Origin of the sequence: Bradyrhizobium betae (genome assembly GCF_004123905.1) — a bacterium.
GTDB classification, from domain to species: Bacteria; Pseudomonadota; Alphaproteobacteria; order Rhizobiales; family Xanthobacteraceae; genus Bradyrhizobium; species Bradyrhizobium betae_A.
This window is the reverse complement of the sequence record NZ_MZXW01000035.1, coordinates 326447-342986: the sequence shown is the minus strand read 5'-3', so window position 1 is coordinate 342986 and position 16540 is coordinate 326447. Positions and strand designations below refer to the sequence as shown.

The window sequence follows — 16540 nt, the reverse complement described above, 5'->3', positions numbered from 1 at the left end:
GCCTTACGGGAAAGTTCCGATGTCCATCCAAATGGTTCTGCTGCCTGTCTTCGTGCAGGTCGGCCTCACCTTCGCGCTCCTGATCGGCATGGTGTTCGGGCGCCGGAAGGCGCTGGTCTCGGGCGAGACCAAGATCCGCGACATTGCGCTGGGCGAGCCGAACTGGCCGCAGGGCGCCACCCAAATCGGCAATTGCTACCGCAACCAGTTCGAGCTGCCGGTGCTGTTCTACGCCATGATCGCGCTGGCGCTGCCCTTGCGCCATGCCGATCTCTTCATCGTGTTGATGTCCTGGGTGTTCGTGGTGACGCGCTTTGCCCATGCCGGCGTGTTCGTCTCCTCGAACGATCTCGGCCGCCGCTCCACGATCTGGCTCGCCGGCGTGCTGGTGCTGCTGGCGATGTGGATCTACTTCGCCCTCAAAATGCTGTTGCTGATCTGACTCTTAGGAGTCCGATTTCATCTGAAAGATTCAAATGACTCCCGCTGCCCGGCTGTCCGCAGCCATCGAACTGATCGACACCATCGAGAGAGACCGCGTGCCCGCGGCCAAGGCGCTGAAGGAGTGGGGCACCGCGCATCGCTTTGCCGGCTCCGGCGACCGCGCCGCGATCGCCGGCCTCGTCTGGGACGTGCTGCGCCGCTACGCCTCGAGCGCGTATCTGATGGATGCCGACACCGCACGCGCGCGGCTGATCGGCATGCTCCGCCTCGAGCGCGAGATGGACATGGCGACCATGGCCGCCTTGTTTGACGGCGGCCGTTTCGCGCCGGCGCCGCTGACCGAGGCCGAGCAAGCCGCGCTCAGCCATCGCTCCCTGAAGGACGCACCGGCCGCCATCGCCGGCGACTATCCCGAATGGCTCGATTCCCACCTGGCCAAAGTCTTCGGCGAGGACCGCGCCGCGGAGGCGGCCGCGATGGCGAGCCGGGCGCCACTCGATCTGCGCGTCAACACGCTAAAATCCAATCGCGACAAGGTGCTGAAGGCGCTGGCTCATCTTCATGCTGAACCGACGCCATGGTCCGCAAACGGCTTGCGCATCGCACTTTCGGCTGATGCGCGCAACCCCGGCATCCAGGCCGAAGAGGATTTCATCAAGGGCGGCGTTGAAGTGCAGGATGAGGGATCGCAGCTGGCAGCCGCTTTGACTGCGGCAAAACCCGGCGAGCAGGTGATCGATCTCTGTGCGGGGGCCGGCGGCAAGACGCTGGCGCTCGCCGCCATGATGCAGGGCAAGGGCCGCCTGATCGCGACCGACAGCGACAAGCGCCAGCTTGTGCCGATCCACGAACGCCTGTCTCGTGCCGGCGTCCACAATGCCGATGTGCGCACGCCCAAGGGTGAGACGGATACGCTTGCCGACATCCACGCCACCGCCGACCTTGTCGTGATCGATGCCCCCTGCACGGGAACCGGAACCTGGCGCCGCAATCCCGACGCAAAATGGCGCATGCGGCCGGGCGCGCTAGAGATCCGCCTGCGCGACCAGGCCGCGGTGCTGGAGCGCGCGGTTCCGTTGGTGAAGGCCGGCGGCCGCATCGCCTACATCACCTGCTCGGTGCTGGCGGAGGAGAACGGCGAGCAGGTGAGGGCGTTCATTGGCCGCCATCCGGAATTTGGGGTCGTCCCGCCCGAGCAGACCGCAAGCGTGCTCTGGGACAAGGCGGAAGATTTTGCGCAAGCCGCGATGCAGTCGGCCGAAGGCTGGCTGATGACGCCGCGGCGGACGGGGACGGACGGGTTCTTCGTCTCGGTGTTGCGGAAAGCGTAGGTCTCGCAGGGTGGGCAAAGCGTAGCGTGCCCACCACCATTCCCAGTGAGACGAAGATCGTGGGCACGGCGCGAAGAGCGCGCCTTTGCTCGCCCTACGGCACCGCTGATCAACGTTGTCATCCCGGCCAAAAACAAAAACCCCGCGAACCGAAGCTCGCGGGGCTTTCTAACTCTAGCGCTCTGCCGGTACGTCCGTGGTCAGAGCACTGCGCAGGCGTTAGCCGACGCGGAGATTGTCAGCCGACGACTTGCCGCTGCGACGATCGGCGACGATGTCGAACGAGACCTTCTGACCCTCGTTGAGGGAGGAGAGGCCAGCGCGCTCGACGGCGCTGATGTGAACGAACACGTCCTTCTGGCCGTCATCCGGCTGGATGAAACCATAACCCTTTTGGGTGTTGAACCACTTCACGGTGCCCATAGCCATGGGAATTTCCTTTAGTTAGTTAGAGAGGATACGCACGCGGGCCGGTACGCATCGCTGCGCCCATAACCCTGATGAGTCGATGTTTGGAGAATTCATCTGGCGTGCGCGCCTGTCTTAGACGAGGCGAAGCGGCCCAGTCGTTCGGCCAAGTATCGATGATCACATTATAGCGAGATTTTGGGCCACTTCAAGGCACCACCCGCCACCCGGTACATCGGGTGGCTTTGCTATTTTGCGGTGCAAATTGACCGTTCCGGCGGACCTCAATCGACGATGAAAAGCGTCGCGCCTGATGCCGTCGAGGACCGGTGCGCGGCGTCGCCGAAATCGGAGACCTGGTAGCTCATCCCCGCCGTCAGCTTGAACTTGCGCCCGTCGCGCAGCTCCGAGACGAGCTCGCCCTTGACCACGTAGATCACGTGGCCGCGGTCGCACCAATGGTCGGCGAGATAGCCCGGCGAATACTCGACCATCCGCACCCTGAGATCGCCGATATTGAGCGTGCGCCACTTGGCTTGGCCGGTCTCGCCGGGATGCGTGGTGGCCTCGACCTTGCTCCAGTCGGTGACGGTGAAGGGGGAGGTGGGGAGTTTCATCGGGGAATCCTGTGTCAGAGCCGGCGGGCGGAGTGTTAGCGCAGGCTCACGCCTCAGTCTCCGTCATTGCGAGCACAGCGAAGCAATCCAGAAATGCATCCGCGGCGGCAGTCTGGATTGCTTCGCTGCGCTCGCAATGACGCCTGTGGAAGCAGCACGCTCAACTCTCTCACCGTCACCCTGAGGCGGCCGCTTCTTCAGCGGCCCTCGAAGGGCGACGGCCCGGCTGCCAGCTCGGCCGTGCATCCTTCGAGGCTCCCGGCGCGATGCTTTTAGCATCGCGCCACTCGCGCCTCAGGATGACGGGGAAGAGTAGGCGCCGCCGCATCGTTCAATGCGGCAAATGGTTCGCCGAGCCCTGCACGATCAGCCCCGCATCATTCACCCGCAGATACTCGCAGATCCGCTTGCAGCGCTCGTTCTCGTAAAACACCACCACGCTATCCGGGCTGACGAACACATCGATCAGCGTGAAATGCAGCCCCGGAATCAGCCCGAGCGCCTTGCCCCAATACGCCCGCAACGCGTCCTTGCCGCGCACGGTGCCGCTGGCATCGAACCCCATCATGGGAATGCGGTCCGAGGTCATCACGGCGTCCTCGGCATAGAGCGTAAGCACGCGCTGGAGATCGCCAGTGTTCCAGGCCTCGACCCAGGTCCGGCCGAGGGCTGCAAGCATTGATGACTGATGAAACTGTGACATGGCGTTCTCCCTGACTGGACCCCTGTTTGCTGAAGGGTCAAATTAGGTCAATAATACTTACCTATATCGATTTGTCCATGCCCAAAGAAGCATGTGGGCGCCCAAACCTGCGCGGTTGCGGCGAGGAGCGCCGTCGCGTATCTGCTTGCCATGACAGCAGCACAGAACGACCGCTCCGCGTCGACGCCTTCGGTGGCCTCGGCGCACGACAAGATTCTCATCGTCGACTTCGGCAGCCAGGTGACGCAGCTGATCGCGCGTCGCGTGCGCGAGGACGGCGTCTATTGCGAGATCGTCCCGTTCAACAAGGCCGAACAGGCCTTTCTGGAGATGAAGCCGAAAGCGGTGATCCTCTCCGGCGGCCCCGAGTCGGTGCACGAGGCCGGCTCCCCCCGCGCTCCGCAACTGATCTTCGCCTCCGGCGTGCCCGTGATGGGCATCTGCTACGGCCAGATGACCATGGCCGAGCAGCTCGGCGGCACCGTCGAGGGCGGCCATCACCGCGAATTCGGCCGCGCCGACGTCGAGGTCAAGGCGCCGAGCAAGCTGTTCGAGGATGTCTGGTCGCCGGGCGGCAAGAACCAGGTCTGGATGAGCCATGGCGACCGCATCACAAAAATGCCGCCGGGCTTCTCGGTGGCCGGCACCTCGCCGAACGCGCCGTTCGCGATCATCCAGGACGAGACGCGCAAGTATTACGGTCTGATGTTCCACCCCGAAGTGGTGCACACGCCCGACGGCGCCAAACTGATCCGCAACTTCGTCCGCAAGATCGCCGGCCTCACCGGCGACTGGACCATGCGCGCCTTCCGCGAGGAGGAGATCGCAAAGATCCGCGCGCAGGTAGGCCGAGGCAAGGTGATCTGCGGCCTCTCCGGCGGCGTCGATTCAGCGGTCGCGGCCGTCTTGATTCACGAAGCCATCGGGGACCAGCTCACCTGCGTCTTCGTCGATCACGGCATGCTGCGCCTCGACGAAGCCAAGACCGTCGTCGACCTGTTCCGTCACCACTACAACATCCCGCTCGTGCACGTGGATGCGTCCAAGCAATTCTTGGGCGAGCTCGAAGGCGTCACCGATCCAGAGACCAAGCGCAAGACCATCGGCCGCCTCTTCATCGAGGTGTTCGACGCCGAGGCCAAGAAGCTCGGCGGCGCCGATTTCCTCGCCCAAGGCACGCTCTATCCTGATGTGATCGAGAGCGTCTCCTTCACCGGCGGACCTTCTGTCACGATCAAGTCGCACCACAATGTCGGCGGTCTGCCCGAGCGCATGAACATGAAGCTCGTCGAGCCCCTGCGCGAGCTGTTCAAGGACGAGGTGCGCAAGCTCGGCCGCGAGCTCGGCCTCCCCGAAATCTTCGTCGGCCGCCACCCGTTCCCCGGCCCGGGCCTTGCCATCCGCTGCCCCGGCGACATCACCCGCGAAAAACTCGACATCCTGCGCAAGGCCGACGCCGTCTACATCGACCAGATCCGCAAGCACGGCCTCTACGACGACATCTGGCAGGCCTTTGCCGTGCTGCTCCCCGTCAAGACCGTCGGCGTCATGGGCGACGGCCGCACCTACGACTACGTCGTCGGCCTCCGCGCCGTCACCTCGACCGACGGCATGACCGCGGACTTCTACCAGTTCGACATGAAGTTCTTAGGCGAGACCGCCACGCGCATCATCAACGAGGTGAAGGGCGTGAACCGGGTGGTGTACGACGTGACGAGCAAGCCGCCTGGGACGATTGAGTGGGAGTAGGGTGATGCCTACTCCATCCGTAACGCTCCGTAGAGGTCGTGACGCATAGATCATGGGATTTGGGGTCTTCATCCATCGATCGGACTCGATCTACGATGACAGCCCCGCTGAACGGTATCAGTTTCCCAACCAGTATTTACGCCGCGTCGAAGCCTGCATCGGCGATTGGATCATTTATTACGAACCGAGCAAGGTCGCCGAGACGCGCGGCTACTTTGCGATTGCTCGGGTTCAGCAGGTTATTCCTGATCCCGGCACTGCGGGGATGTATCTCGCTCTCATCGAGGCCGGAAGTTATCTCGAATTTGCCAATCCAGTTTCTTTCAACGGGCCGAGTGGCCCCGTAGAGCGCGGTGTCGTGAATGAGCAGGGCCGCATTTCAGGACGTGCTCAGTCTGCAGTCCGTCCCATCTCGCCTGACGATTTCAAGAGAATATTCGAACTTGGTTTTGCGGAAGGTGCGCCGCTGCTGCCCCGAATTGATGCCGATGTTCGGTTGGCTCAACTCGATGAAGGGGAGCAGACGCCGTTCATATTTGAGAAGCAAAGAGATCGCGTCAGCCTTACCGTATCTCGAGTTCTGCGCGATCGCGTATTTCGTCGGATCGTGCTGCGTGCCTATGATGAACGCTGCGCCGTTACAGGGCTGAAGCTCATCAATGGAATGGGGCGCGCAGAAGTAGCAGCGGCGCACATAAGGCCTGTTGAGGCCAATGGGCCAGACACCGTAAGCAATGGGATCGCACTGTCCGGTACAGCTCATTGGATGTTCGATCGTGGTTTGATCAGCTTGGCCGACAACTTGGAAATATTGATCTCGCGCCATACAAACGACTCGGAAGGAGTCCGTTCGGTGATCAACAAGAGCGGCCGTGCACTTGAACCAAGAAAACGGTCGGATCGACCTCATCCGCATTTTCTAAAGTGGCACCGCGAGCATTGTTTCAAGCAATGAGAACATTGCTGAGAAATGGCATGGTATGCCTTTCGTCGGCCAAGGTCACCAACGCTTCATTTGAACGGAGAAGAGGTGGGGGTTACGGTGACTGTGCACAATACTCGCAATGCAGCGCCAGCTTTCATTGGTCGGGCTTTACGGTGAGTTCACCCAACCCGCTTGCCACCTCGCAGCATAGACATTGAAATCGGTTACATACAGGCGCATGTAATCCTCATGACCCACATCAGCATCCGCGATCTCCAGAAGATTTCCGGCGAGGCGATCGGTGCGCTGCCGGGGCCGACGCCCGTGAAATCGGGTGAGCGGACGGTCGGGCTGCTCATTCCTTTCAAGTCGGCCGATCCGGATCGCCTTGCTGCCGTCTTGAAACGAGCGACGGTGCTGGCCAAGGACCGCGATGCGCGCGCGGACGATGCGGCACTGGCGGCGTTCGGCGATGTCGATCCGGTCGATTGGTCGGTCGCGGCCGTGAAAGCCCTGACGGGCAAGCCCGGCAAGTCGCGCAAGGCGAAGCCGTGAGACGGCCGTCGACGACGATCGTCGTCGACGCGGCTGTTCTGATTGCCGCGGTTCGAGGTCGAAGTTCCGGCGCGATCCTGAAGGCCGCTGGGAACGCGATCTTGGCACGACCGATCGTGTCGTCCAGGAGGAGCGTCAGCGTATCGAGCTCGGATTGAAGCGCCCCGAGCTGCTCGGCGTTCTCGACGATCTCGCGGATGTGCTCACCGTCGTGCCCGTCGCCGCTCTGGAGCCGATGTTTGCCCGATGCGAGGAAACCCTTCGCGACGCCGCGCCCAGCCGCAACGGGTCGGTGCGCGCCGCCCACGTGCTGGCGCTGGCCTGGAGTGTCGAGGCTGACGTCTGGGCGACGGACCGCGACTTTGCGGGGACCGGCGTCGCAACCTGGTCGACGCCGAACCTCATGCGCGGGTTTGCCGAAGTCGGCGCGGGATAGGGGTCATCGCGTGGCCCCCGGCACAAACACCGGATCTCGACCGCAGCCTCCTATAATCATATTCGGTCGCGCGCTGGTCAAAGAAGTTGGCGCGCGACCTGTTCTGGGCGTCAATCCTGGAAGATGAGCGGCCCCCAAACGCGGCCGCGTGCGTGCATCAGCGCACCACCCTCGCTGAGCTTTCCCAGCTTGACGGGTGCACTGTCAGGGCTTCACGAACCGATAGGCGAAGCGATCGGTGTCGCCCTTGATCGAGGGATCGAACACCTTGATCGCGTGCGGATCGTCCTTGTTCGCGAGCATTGTGCTTTCCGCGTCCAGCGCGAAGCCGGCGGCCTCCACCTCCTCGCGAACGAATGCAGGCTCGATCCGATGCAGCGACTGGGCGTCGCTCGTGCCCGCCCCGACGGCGGCGGCGTGGTCGACGATGACGTAGGACCCACCGGGCTTCAGCCGCTCATAGACGGCACGATTGAAGTGGGCCGCCGTCGCGCCCCTGGCCTGTATCAGCGCGGTGTGGAGATCGTGGTAGAACAGGTGCAGCCACAGCACGTCCGCTGGCTGCGTGGCCTGCGGCATCGCGACGAGGTCCGCCGAGACGGCTTCGACGTTCTCCCGGCCGGGCTCCTTCGCGAGTGTGCGCATGCGGCCGACCGGATCGTTCTTGAAGTGGGCGACTTCGGCCGGCACGAAGCTGTAGACCCGTCCGTCGGGTCCCACGATTTCGGAGAAGAGACGGGTCCAGTCGCCGTCGCCCGGGTAAACGTCGATGACGGTGGCGCCCGCGTCGACGCGTGCGAACCGGATCAACTCGGACAGCTTGGATTGGTCGTACATCGGGATCTCCATTACGGGGGGCATTCGATTCCCACGTCGAGCTTGACTAGGTCTTTGCGTCCATCTGCGAGGCCCGCGCCAGTGCTTGCGTGTCGATGTACTCCTGGATGTGTGCGACTTTTCCATCTCGAACGGTAATGTCGAAGACCCACTCGTCCTTGAACGGCTTGTTCGTGGCTTTGATTTTTCCGGTAGCGACGCCGACGACCAGAACCCGGTCTCCCTGCGCCACGAATTCCGGGGGCTGTGTGTATGTCATTTCCACCTCTTCGGACGCCTTCTGCAGCACAGCCGCCACTTCGGCGTGTCCGCGGTGCGTGCCGGCCAGCGGCCAGTCCTCGCCCGGAATGATCCACGCGATGTCTTCGGCGACCAGCGCCAGCAGACCCGCTTTGTCGCCGCGGCCGATCGCGGCGAAGAAGTCCTTCACGGTCCGGACGTTTGTCTCGGTGCTCATGGTCATTTCTCCATTTCGCTCCGATCGGATCGCGCTCGATCCGATCGCGTGCGTCCTGCCCCCGACGGTGGGGACGTCGCGTTGTTCAGTCGAACTTGATCAGGTCCTCGAAGATCAGCTGACCCCAGCTATATCCGGTCGCGCGCTGCTCGAGGAAGTTGGCGCGCGCGACCGGTTCTCGGCGTCGGTCACACGGTCGTGGATTGATTACTGCTCCTTCCTGAACAAATCCTGGAAGATGAGCGGACCCCAAACGCGGCCGCGTGCGTGCACCAGTGCGCCACCCTCGTTGAGCTTGCCCAGCTTGACGGGTGCGAAGCCGAGTTGTTTGGCCAGGGCCTCCACCGGACCGATCGCGTCCTCGTCGTCACTCGACAGGAAGACGACCCGGTGGCCGCCCTCGACGGCCGGATCGGCCGCCAGTTTGGTCGCACCCAAATGATTGAAGCCTTTCACGAGCCTGGCACCGGTGAACGCTTTCGCGACGACGGCGGAGGATAGGAGACCGTCCAGCTCTTCTCCAAACCCGTTCGTCGCGTCGATGATCGTCTTGCCTTTCCAGCTCGGCAGGGCCTTCGCAACTTCGCGATGCTCCCCGAACGGGACCGCCAGGATGATGGTGTCGGCCGCGAGCGCGTCCCGCAGCGACTTGGCGACGACCGTGGGTCCGATCGCACGCGCCTGCGGCGCCAACGCCTCGGGCGGCCGGCGGCTCGCGACTGTGACCTCGATATTCTTGCGGGCGAAGGCGTGGGCGAGGGCCTGGCCTATCTTGCCGAATCCTATGATTGCGTAGCTCATGATGCGTCTCCTGTTTTCAGATGGCCGAGAAGCCGCCGTCGACGGACAGCTCCAGCCCATTCACGAAGCTGGAATCGTCAGACGCGAGAAACAGCGCAGCCGCCGCAATTTCCTCAGGACGCCCCATTGTTCCCCGTGGGATCAGGGATTCGAACATCTGCTTGGCTTCCGGGGTGAGAACCTGGTCCTGCATCGGCGTGGCGATCGGCCCCGGATGCAGCACGTTCACCCTGATATTCCTGGCCTTCAGCTCGTTGAGCCACCCGCGCGCGAACGCGTGCAACGCCGCCTTGCTCGCCGCATAGACGCTGTAACCGGGAAAGCCCTTCAGCGAAGCGACTGATCCGGTCATGAAGATCGATCCGCCATCGTTGAAAAGCGGCAACGCCTTTTGCACCGTGAACAGTGTGCCGCGCGTATTCAGGCCGAAGGTCGCATCGAAATGCCGCTCGGTGATCTCGCCGAGCGGGAGGGCTTCGCCCGTGCCGGCGCTCGCGTACAGCACATCGATCTTGCCCTTGACCCGCTTGACCGTGTCGAACAGACGGTCGAGGTCGTCGAGATCGGCTGCGTCGCCGCGCACGCCTGTCACGTTCCGGCCAATCAGCTTGACGGCTTCGTCGAGCGTCTCCTGTCTCCGGCCCGTGATGAAGACGTAGGCGCCTTCTTCGACGAACTTCCTGGCGCTCGCCAGCGCCATGCCGCTCGATCCGCCCGTGATGACTGCAACCTTACCTTCAAGCTTTCCCATGATCTTTCCTTCAGACTCCGTCCTGGCCGATCGGGGAGGTCCCCCGAGACCCCCGACATAGGTCTGCCGGCGTCAGGCGTTGAGTGCGGAAACGCGCACATCGGTGGTGCAAAATCGATCCGGTTGGACAACCGACGCCAGCCGCGAGAATCGGTGTCCGCCGTTCGAAATCGGGCCGCGTGCGTCGATATGGGCTATGAGATCGCCCATCCTGCTGTACGATGCGTCGGATACGGGCTTGGAAGGCGCACCGCGTGGTGCCGGATTGCACCATGATCGACTGGGATGACGTTCGCTATTTTATTGCCGTGGCACGCGGAGGCTCGGTGCGGGCCGCCGCCGAGGGCCTCGGGGTCAATCACTCGACCGTGCTGCGACGCATCGCCCAGCTCGAGGAGCGCCTCGGGGCGCAGATGTTCGAGAAGCTGCCGTCGGGATACCGCCTGACGGCTGCGGGCGAGGAGGTCCTCGAACTCGCGAACCAGATGGAAGCGTCGTCGCACCAGCTGGAGACGCGCGTGTTCGGGCGCGACCAGAGCGTGCGCGGGCTTCTGCGGGTGACGCTGGCGCCGCCACTTGCGACACACCTGCTCATGCCGGATTTCGCCGAATTCGCGCGCCTGCATCCGGATATCGAGATGGACATCCTGTCGTTCGGCGAACTGGCAAACCTGACCAACCGGGAGGCCGACGTCGCGATCCGCGTCGTCTACGACCGCAAAACCCTGCCGCTCAATCTCCATGGCCAGAAGGGGCCGGAGCTGTTCGGAGCCGTCTACATCTCGCGCGATCGACTGGCCGCGTGGCGCGCGGGCGCGCCCGATCCCGTCAGGTGGATCGTCATCAGCATTCATGGCATTCCGGATTGGGCCGGCGCGGGCGAGGTTCGCACCACGGATGTTCCGTTCAGGGTCACGGACGCCGGTGCGCAGATCGTTGCTGTCAGGCAAGGGCTCGGGATCACGACACTGCCGTGCTTCGTCGGAGATGCCGACCCCCTGCTGGCGAGGGTGCCGGGCACCGAGCTGCACATGTACGGGACGCTCTGGCTTCTCACCCAGGGCGAGACACGCAAGACCAAGCGCGTGCGGCTCTTCACCGAGTTCGTATCCCGCAGGCTCGCCGCCTACGCGCCGCTTCTCGCGGGGCTGTCCGTATCGCGCGACTGATGCGCGGTGGGCGCCGCGATTTCATGTCGCCCACCCCGGCGCGCAATTGTCGCACCCCCGCTGTGAAATCGTTCACATGCACGCTCGCATCAATCATGCGACAAAATACCTGTTGTGATTGTGCGCGGAAAATCCCCACCACATCAGCTTCAAATGAGCTGCACACGCCAGAGCGACATGTTGAAATAGCCATCGACCGGCCTCGCGCCGGCCGGTGAGAGCTATGGAGACACTATGGCTGACAAACACGGACAGAGCATGGTTGGTGCGTGGACCAAGACCACGGCGGCCGCGTGTGCGGACAAATATCCCGCGACCCTCACTTTCTCGACCGGCACCTACCGCGGCGTGCGCGGAGCAGGGCAGGGCATGGTGTGGTGGGACGCGGGCATCTACCGTCTCGAAGACTCCAACACGCTCGTCGTCGGGACGGCGAACGATGAACTTGTGACCTATCGCATTTCACTCGAGGCCGACCGGTTTGAGTTTACGGATTCAGAGGGCTGCCTTGTGACCTATCGGCGCGCGTAGGATCGCAAGGACACCCTGGCCTGCCAGAATAACGCGGCCGTACCCGCGAATGAGCCCGCTGCTCGCGTCGATCGCCTCGCCATTTCAACGAGGAGACAACGACATGTGCAATTGCTCAGAGCATGAGAGTGGAAGCCTATCGAAGATGACCGCGGCATCGGTCGCGCCGGCGATGCAGCCGCTGGTGCCGCTGTCGCGCCAGATCAGCTTCAGCGACGAGGAGTCCGGCGACCAGCCGGCCTCGACCGATCTGCAGCCGATTCCGCCCATTCCGCCGTTCAGGCTGTGCAAGCTCGATTTCCGCGAAGGCTGCTACCAGATCAACTTCAGGCCGACGGCGAGCCTGGTGTCGTTCGAGGGCACGCTGCGCGTCGATCGCTCGGCGCCCGACGGCGGCGCGGACCATCTGATCGTCAGCGGCGATCTCTACTCGAAGCGGCTGGTGATTGGTCCGATACCCCATCCGTTGCCACCCGTGGGCAACAAGGATGAAGATGAGTCCGCAGCGGACACAAGCCTGACGAGCCTTGCCGCTTCGCTCAGCGCGGTCGACGAGCCCGTCATTCCGCATCCGATCCGCAGGCCGGTCATCCCGATCTTCCCCCGCGCGCGCTATCATTCCTATCTCAGGGTGACGAGCGTGTCCGCGCCGGTCGCGGTGCCGTTCCCGAAGAAGTGCGAGCTGACGATCATTGCCGAGCAGTTCAACTACACGCAACCGCCGGCCGGTCAGTTCAAGGGCACGTTCCCGGCGACGCCGTCGCGCACGGTGACGCTGAAGCTTTCAAAGGTGCCGGCGCCGTTTCCGCTCTCGTTGACCGGCGGGCCGTTCTACGAGGGGCGGCTGTTCGACGGCGGCGTCGACAAGGGCAGCGTCACGCTCGCCTGGGTATCAAAATTCTTCCGCCGCGCGACGCTGGAGATCGACACGCTGGTCGGCGCGGTCAGGCCTGCGCCCGTGCCGGATGGCGCCGGCGGCACGGAGTTCTTCGACACGGTCTTTGCGAAGACCGGCTGGCAGCTGAGGGTGGTTCAGGACCAGCTCAATGTCCCGGTCCCCGCAGGCGTCACGTCGACCAATTGCTGGAGCTCGGCGGATCTGCACGCGCTGATGACGGCCGTGCGCAACCCCGCGACCAATCTCGACACCGAATGGCACGTGCACATGATCGTGGTGCCCGCAAAACTCGGCTGCTCGCGCGGCATCATGTACGACCAGATCGGCGTGCCCCGTGAAGGCTGCGCCAGCTTCTCCGATGACGGCTATCCCGTCGGGGATTCCTCGAACTTTGGCCTCGCCGCCAACAAGAAGCAGCGCGACGTGCCGCGTGCGTTCCTGCGTAGCGCGACCCACGAGCTGACGCACACGCTGAACCAGATCCACCAGGAGCAGGAGACGGCGGCCGACAACTCGATCATGACCACGACGCCGAGCGTCGCGGACGTGCTCGGCGGTCCCGCGACCGGCGCTCCCGGTGTGTTCCCGGATCAGATCGCGCTCGCGCACAACACCAATGTGCGTCATCACCTCAACCACATGCCGGATCCGGTCATCCGTCCGGGCGGATGGCCGTTCGCAAGCTGGTTCCCGACCGGCGCGCCGCAGGCCACCGACCGGCACGATTTTGAGCCTTCCGAACTGGCGCTGACGGTGACGGCTGCAACCGACCGCGTCGCGCTCGGCCAGCCGCTGGATCTGACCTGGACGATGACGAACAATAGCGGCGTGTCGCTGCGCGCGCCGAACGACGTCAGCACCGAGGCCCTGTTCGCCTCGATCACCGTCACCGACGGCGAGGGCCACGAGCGACCGGTGCGGCCCTTCGTGATCCTGTGCGAGCACGCCAAGCTCGCCGAGCTCGAGCCCGGCGAAAGCGTCACGGCGTCGGCAAAAGTGTTCTGGAGCACCGCGGGCTTCGCCTTCGAGAAGCCGGGCCGCTACCGCGTCGACGTCGCGGTGTCGTGGTCGGCGCAGGGCGTGATGGTGGGCGTGCAGTCGGGCCTCGACGTCTTCGTCGACTATCCGACCAGCAACGCCGACAATCATTCGGCCAATCTCGTGCTGCATCCCGAGGTCGGCAAATGGGTGGCGCTCGGCGGCGAGGCCTATCACCTCGGCGAAGCCTGCCGCCGCTTGCAGGCGCTCAGCCAGACCGCATCACCCGCAGCAATGGCCCCCGGCGACGGCGCGCCCGCGCCGCGCGTGCTCGACGGCTTTGCCGACCTGATGCCCGACCGCGCCAAGCTCGCAAGATTGCGCCCCGAACTGACCGCCGACCCCGGCAGCCGCACGCCGGCGCGAACGGCAGCGCCGGGACGGAAGCGCGCGGCGAAGGCGAAGAAGCGGACCGGGCGGAAGGGGTGATCGGGCCGTCGACAGCAAGACCGCGGTGACCCTCGCGCGGCAGTCCAGCATATCGACAAGATGTGCGTCGCGCCGCTCCATGCTACGACACGAGCTCCGTCTCCGGAGCTCGTGTCAATGTCCGTCAATGTCGCCACCCAACCACCCGCCACTGAAACCAACCCTGAAACCCTCGGCTGGATGCGCGGCTTCCCGCCGGCGCCGAACCGTACCATCACCTTCCAGGACGGCTCGTTCCGCAGCTTCCCTGAACTCCGCTGGGCCTGGAGCAACGTCCGCCAGCTGGTGCCGACGGTGAACGTCTGGCGCGGGGCAGGGCCTGCATCGGTGTTGCCGCGCGCGGATCATGACATCGGCGCGGTCGCCTCGACCACGATGGACGGCCGGCCCATGACGTTCGCAAACATGCTGGAGGAGACTTACACCGACGGCATCGCGGTGCTGCATCGGGGCAAGCTGATCTACGAGCGCTATTTTGGCGCGCTGAAGCCGCACAAGCCGCATATCGCGATGTCGGTGACGAAGTCGTTCACCGGCACGCTCGCCGGGATTTTGATCGCGGAAGGCAAGATCGATCCGCAGGCGCCAGTTACGGAGTATGTGCCGGAGCTGAAGGCGAGCGCGTTCGGCGATGTGCGCGTGCACGAAGCCATGGATATGACCACGGGCCTCGCATACACCGAGATCTATACCGACAAGAACTCGGCGGTGTGGAGCTTGCGGCGCGCCAACGGTATGGCGCCGATCCCGCCGGACTATGAGGGCGCCACCAACATCTTCGATTTCCTCATTGCGCAGAAGAAGCAGGGCGAGCACGGCAAGGCGTTTGCCTACAAGACCGTCAATTCCGACGTGCTGGCCTGGATCATCAGGCGCGCCAGCGGCATGACGCTGTCCGATCTTCTCTCTGAGCGCATCTGGCAGCCGATGGGCGCGGAAGAGGACGCGCATTATCACGTCGATCGCATCGGCACCGAGAGCGGCGGTGGCGGCCTGTCCACGACGTTGCGCGATCTCGCCCGCTTCGGCGAGATGATCCGCAATCACGGCCGCTGCAACGGCCGCCAGATCGTGCCGTCGTCCGTCATCGACGATATCGCACGCGGCGGCGATCCCAAGAAATTCAAGCCGGCCGGCTACACAACCTTGCCCGGCGCATCCTACCGCAATCAATGGTGGGTCACGCATAATGCGCACGGCGCCTACATGGCGCGCGGCGTTCACGGCCAGGGCATCTATATCGATCCCAAGGCCGAGATGGTGATAGCGCGCTACGCCTCGCATCCCGTGGCAGGCAATGCCGCCAACGATCCCGTAACGCTGCCGGCGTACATGGCGCTGGCGAAGGAGCTGATGGCGGGCGGGTAGGGCGCGCCTTACACTCGCTGTCATCGCCCGATTTAATCGGGCGATCCAGTATTCCAGAGAAGACCGTGATTGAACCGATAGGCCGCGGCGTACTGGGTCGCCCGGTCGAGCCGGGCGACGACAGGGTGCCAAACCGCAAGATCGGTCGAGCACATTGCCGCCGTCATCGCCTAACACTACGCCGCCACGGAGAAAGAACGATGAAGGCGGCGCTGCAAAACTATCAGGACCGGATGCGGCGGGTGCTCGATCATATCGATCGGCATCTCGACGATGATCTCGACCTCGACACGCTGAGCGGCGTTGCGGCCTTCTCGAAATTCCACTTCCACCGGCAGTTTTCGGCGACCTTCGGGCTGTCCGTGCATCGCTATGTCCAGCTGGCCCGTATGAAGCGTGCATCGCATCAGCTGGCCTATGGTGATGCGCAGAGCGTCACGGAGATCGCAATGGATGCCGGCTACGATGCACCCGATGCCTTCGCCCGCGCCTTTCGGCAACGGTTCGGGCAGTCGCCGTCGTCGTTCCGGACATCGCCGGAATGGGAGCCGTGGCTTGTGGCCTTCGGGCCTCTCGAGACCGCGAGGAGCAAGCTGATGCAGACGACCTATACGACGAACGACGTGACGATCCGCAATGTGCCCAGGACGAAGATCGCGATCATGGAGCATCGCGGGAGCCCTGAGACGCTTCGTGCCACCATCCAGCGGTTCATCGCATGGCGCAAGGCTGCGGGCCTGCACCCCAGCACAAGTCCGACCTTCAATGTCTGGCGGTCCGAGCGTCGTCCTGTATCGCCTGCCGATTACAGCGTGGATCTCTGTGTCGGGACCGACCAGCCGATCGCAGCAAACGGCGAGGGGATCAAGGCCGGCGAGATTCCCGGCGGACGCTGCGCCGTGCTGCGCATCGTCGGCTACACCGACAATCTCGAGCCCGCCGCGCTCTATCTCTATCGCGACTGGCTCCCGGCCAGCGGCGAGGAAGCGCGCGACTTCCCGATCTATTGCCAGCGGCTGAGCTTCTTCCCGGAGGTGCCGGAGCATGAGACGGTCGCGGAGTTGTTCTTGCCACTGAAATAGGGGCTCGACAA

Annotated in this window: 18 protein-coding genes and 1 pseudogene; 11 read left to right on the top strand and 8 right to left on the bottom strand. The window is 63.9% G+C overall.

Annotated elements, in window-relative coordinates:
* Positions 1–19 precede the first annotated feature (19 nt).
* Complete coding sequence (locus tag B5V03_RS26825; RefSeq protein ID WP_129273360.1) at positions 20–442, top strand: MAPEG family protein; 423 nt, start codon at positions 20–22, stop codon at positions 440–442.
* A 34-nt stretch (positions 443–476) separates the two neighbouring features.
* On the top strand, positions 477–1775 hold the full coding sequence (locus B5V03_RS26820) for an RsmB/NOP family class I SAM-dependent RNA methyltransferase (protein WP_129273359.1): 1299 nt from the start codon (positions 477–479) through the stop codon (positions 1773–1775).
* Between the two features lie 219 nt (positions 1776–1994).
* On the opposite strand, the gene B5V03_RS26815 is transcribed toward B5V03_RS26820, so the two are convergent.
* The 3 genes from B5V03_RS26815 to B5V03_RS26805 all read right to left on the bottom strand — a co-directional run bounded on the left by B5V03_RS26815 (position 1995) and on the right by B5V03_RS26805 (position 3503).
* Complete coding sequence (locus tag B5V03_RS26815; RefSeq protein WP_008141931.1) at positions 1995–2204, bottom strand: cold-shock protein; 210 nt, start codon at positions 2202–2204, stop codon at positions 1995–1997.
* Between the two features lie 263 nt (positions 2205–2467).
* A complete protein-coding gene (locus B5V03_RS26810; RefSeq protein WP_129273358.1) occupies positions 2468–2800 on the bottom strand; it encodes a DHCW motif cupin fold protein in 333 nt (110 codons plus the stop codon).
* 331 nt (positions 2801–3131) lie between these two features.
* A complete protein-coding gene (locus B5V03_RS26805; RefSeq protein ID WP_129273357.1) occupies positions 3132–3503 on the bottom strand; it encodes a nuclear transport factor 2 family protein in 372 nt (123 codons plus the stop codon).
* A 150-nt stretch (positions 3504–3653) separates the two neighbouring features.
* Here B5V03_RS26805 and guaA point away from each other — a divergent pair, with 150 nt between their 5' ends.
* The 4 genes from guaA (at position 3654) to B5V03_RS26785 (ending at position 7168) form a co-directional block, all read left to right on the top strand.
* Entirely contained in the window at positions 3654–5252 is a 1599-nt protein-coding gene (guaA, locus tag B5V03_RS26800; protein WP_164988305.1) for a glutamine-hydrolyzing GMP synthase, read from the top strand.
* 52 nt (positions 5253–5304) lie between these two features.
* Positions 5305–6207: an HNH endonuclease gene (locus B5V03_RS26795; protein ID WP_129273355.1), complete on the top strand. Its 903-nt coding sequence runs from the start codon at positions 5305–5307 to the stop codon at positions 6205–6207.
* Positions 6208–6426: 219 nt separating this feature from the next.
* Entirely contained in the window at positions 6427–6732 is a 306-nt protein-coding gene (locus B5V03_RS26790) for a hypothetical protein (RefSeq protein ID WP_129273354.1), read from the top strand.
* A 154-nt stretch (positions 6733–6886) separates the two neighbouring features.
* Positions 6887–7168, top strand: a complete 282-nt coding sequence (locus tag B5V03_RS26785; RefSeq protein WP_164988304.1) for a PIN domain-containing protein — start codon at positions 6887–6889, stop codon at positions 7166–7168.
* A 110-nt stretch (positions 7169–7278) separates the two neighbouring features.
* Here the strand turns inward: B5V03_RS26785 and B5V03_RS26780 are convergent.
* From B5V03_RS26780 to B5V03_RS26760, 5 genes and pseudogenes are all read right to left on the bottom strand, one after another.
* A pseudogene (locus B5V03_RS26780) lies at positions 7279–7368 on the bottom strand (NADP oxidoreductase coenzyme); the annotation flags it as partial.
* A gap of 4 nt (positions 7369–7372) precedes the next feature.
* Entirely contained in the window at positions 7373–8005 is a 633-nt protein-coding gene (locus tag B5V03_RS26775) for a class I SAM-dependent methyltransferase (protein WP_129273352.1), read from the bottom strand.
* A gap of 46 nt (positions 8006–8051) precedes the next feature.
* A complete protein-coding gene (locus tag B5V03_RS26770; RefSeq protein WP_129273351.1) occupies positions 8052–8462 on the bottom strand; it encodes a nuclear transport factor 2 family protein in 411 nt (136 codons plus the stop codon).
* Positions 8463–8669: 207 nt separating this feature from the next.
* Positions 8670–9263: an NADPH-dependent F420 reductase gene (locus B5V03_RS26765; protein WP_245502348.1), complete on the bottom strand. Its 594-nt coding sequence runs from the start codon at positions 9261–9263 to the stop codon at positions 8670–8672.
* Positions 9264–9279: 16 nt separating this feature from the next.
* A complete protein-coding gene (locus B5V03_RS26760) occupies positions 9280–10014 on the bottom strand; it encodes an SDR family NAD(P)-dependent oxidoreductase (protein WP_129273349.1) in 735 nt (244 codons plus the stop codon).
* A 272-nt stretch (positions 10015–10286) separates the two neighbouring features.
* Here B5V03_RS26760 and B5V03_RS26755 point away from each other — a divergent pair, with 272 nt between their 5' ends.
* From B5V03_RS26755 to B5V03_RS26735, 5 genes are all read left to right on the top strand, one after another.
* A complete protein-coding gene (locus tag B5V03_RS26755; protein WP_129273348.1) occupies positions 10287–11183 on the top strand; it encodes a LysR family transcriptional regulator in 897 nt (298 codons plus the stop codon).
* A gap of 234 nt (positions 11184–11417) precedes the next feature.
* Positions 11418–11714 carry a hypothetical protein gene (locus B5V03_RS26750; RefSeq protein WP_129273347.1) on the top strand — a complete coding sequence of 99 codons (297 nt, stop codon included), beginning with the start codon at positions 11418–11420 and terminating at the stop codon, positions 11712–11714.
* A gap of 145 nt (positions 11715–11859) precedes the next feature.
* On the top strand, positions 11860–14079 hold the full coding sequence (locus tag B5V03_RS26745) for a hypothetical protein (protein WP_245502347.1): 2220 nt from the start codon (positions 11860–11862) through the stop codon (positions 14077–14079).
* Positions 14080–14196: 117 nt separating this feature from the next.
* Positions 14197–15447: a serine hydrolase domain-containing protein gene (locus B5V03_RS26740; protein ID WP_129273346.1), complete on the top strand. Its 1251-nt coding sequence runs from the start codon at positions 14197–14199 to the stop codon at positions 15445–15447.
* 200 nt (positions 15448–15647) lie between these two features.
* The gene (locus B5V03_RS26735; RefSeq protein WP_129273345.1) at positions 15648–16529 is read left to right on the top strand and encodes an AraC family transcriptional regulator; all 882 of its coding nucleotides are present in this window, start codon (positions 15648–15650) and stop codon (positions 16527–16529) included.
* The last annotated feature ends 11 nt before the right edge of the window (positions 16530–16540 follow it).

Coding starts and splice junctions, on each gene's coding strand:
- B5V03_RS26740 (WP_129273346.1), top strand. CDS start 14,197: ATGTCCGTCAATGTCGCCACCCAACCACCCGCCACTGAAACCAACCCT.
- B5V03_RS26755 (WP_129273348.1), top strand. CDS start 10,287: ATGATCGACTGGGATGACGTTCGCTATTTTATTGCCGTGGCACGCGGA.
- B5V03_RS26775 (WP_129273352.1), bottom strand. CDS start 8,005: ATGTACGACCAATCCAAGCTGTCCGAGTTGATCCGGTTCGCACGCGTC.
- B5V03_RS26820 (WP_129273359.1), top strand. CDS start 477: ATGACTCCCGCTGCCCGGCTGTCCGCAGCCATCGAACTGATCGACACC.
- B5V03_RS26745 (WP_245502347.1), top strand. CDS start 11,860: ATGACCGCGGCATCGGTCGCGCCGGCGATGCAGCCGCTGGTGCCGCTG.
- B5V03_RS26810 (WP_129273358.1), bottom strand. CDS start 2,800: ATGAAACTCCCCACCTCCCCCTTCACCGTCACCGACTGGAGCAAGGTC.
- B5V03_RS26795 (WP_129273355.1), top strand. CDS start 5,305: ATGGGATTTGGGGTCTTCATCCATCGATCGGACTCGATCTACGATGAC.
- B5V03_RS26805 (WP_129273357.1), bottom strand. CDS start 3,503: ATGTCACAGTTTCATCAGTCATCAATGCTTGCAGCCCTCGGCCGGACC.
- B5V03_RS26735 (WP_129273345.1), top strand. CDS start 15,648: ATGAAGGCGGCGCTGCAAAACTATCAGGACCGGATGCGGCGGGTGCTC.
- guaA (WP_164988305.1), top strand. CDS start 3,654: ATGACAGCAGCACAGAACGACCGCTCCGCGTCGACGCCTTCGGTGGCC.
- B5V03_RS26825 (WP_129273360.1), top strand. CDS start 20: ATGTCCATCCAAATGGTTCTGCTGCCTGTCTTCGTGCAGGTCGGCCTC.
- B5V03_RS26760 (WP_129273349.1), bottom strand. CDS start 10,014: ATGGGAAAGCTTGAAGGTAAGGTTGCAGTCATCACGGGCGGATCGAGC.
- B5V03_RS26765 (WP_245502348.1), bottom strand. CDS start 9,263: ATGAGCTACGCAATCATAGGATTCGGCAAGATAGGCCAGGCCCTCGCC.
- B5V03_RS26750 (WP_129273347.1), top strand. CDS start 11,418: ATGGCTGACAAACACGGACAGAGCATGGTTGGTGCGTGGACCAAGACC.
- B5V03_RS26815 (WP_008141931.1), bottom strand. CDS start 2,204: ATGGCTATGGGCACCGTGAAGTGGTTCAACACCCAAAAGGGTTATGGT.
- B5V03_RS26790 (WP_129273354.1), top strand. CDS start 6,427: ATGACCCACATCAGCATCCGCGATCTCCAGAAGATTTCCGGCGAGGCG.
- B5V03_RS26770 (WP_129273351.1), bottom strand. CDS start 8,462: ATGAGCACCGAGACAAACGTCCGGACCGTGAAGGACTTCTTCGCCGCG.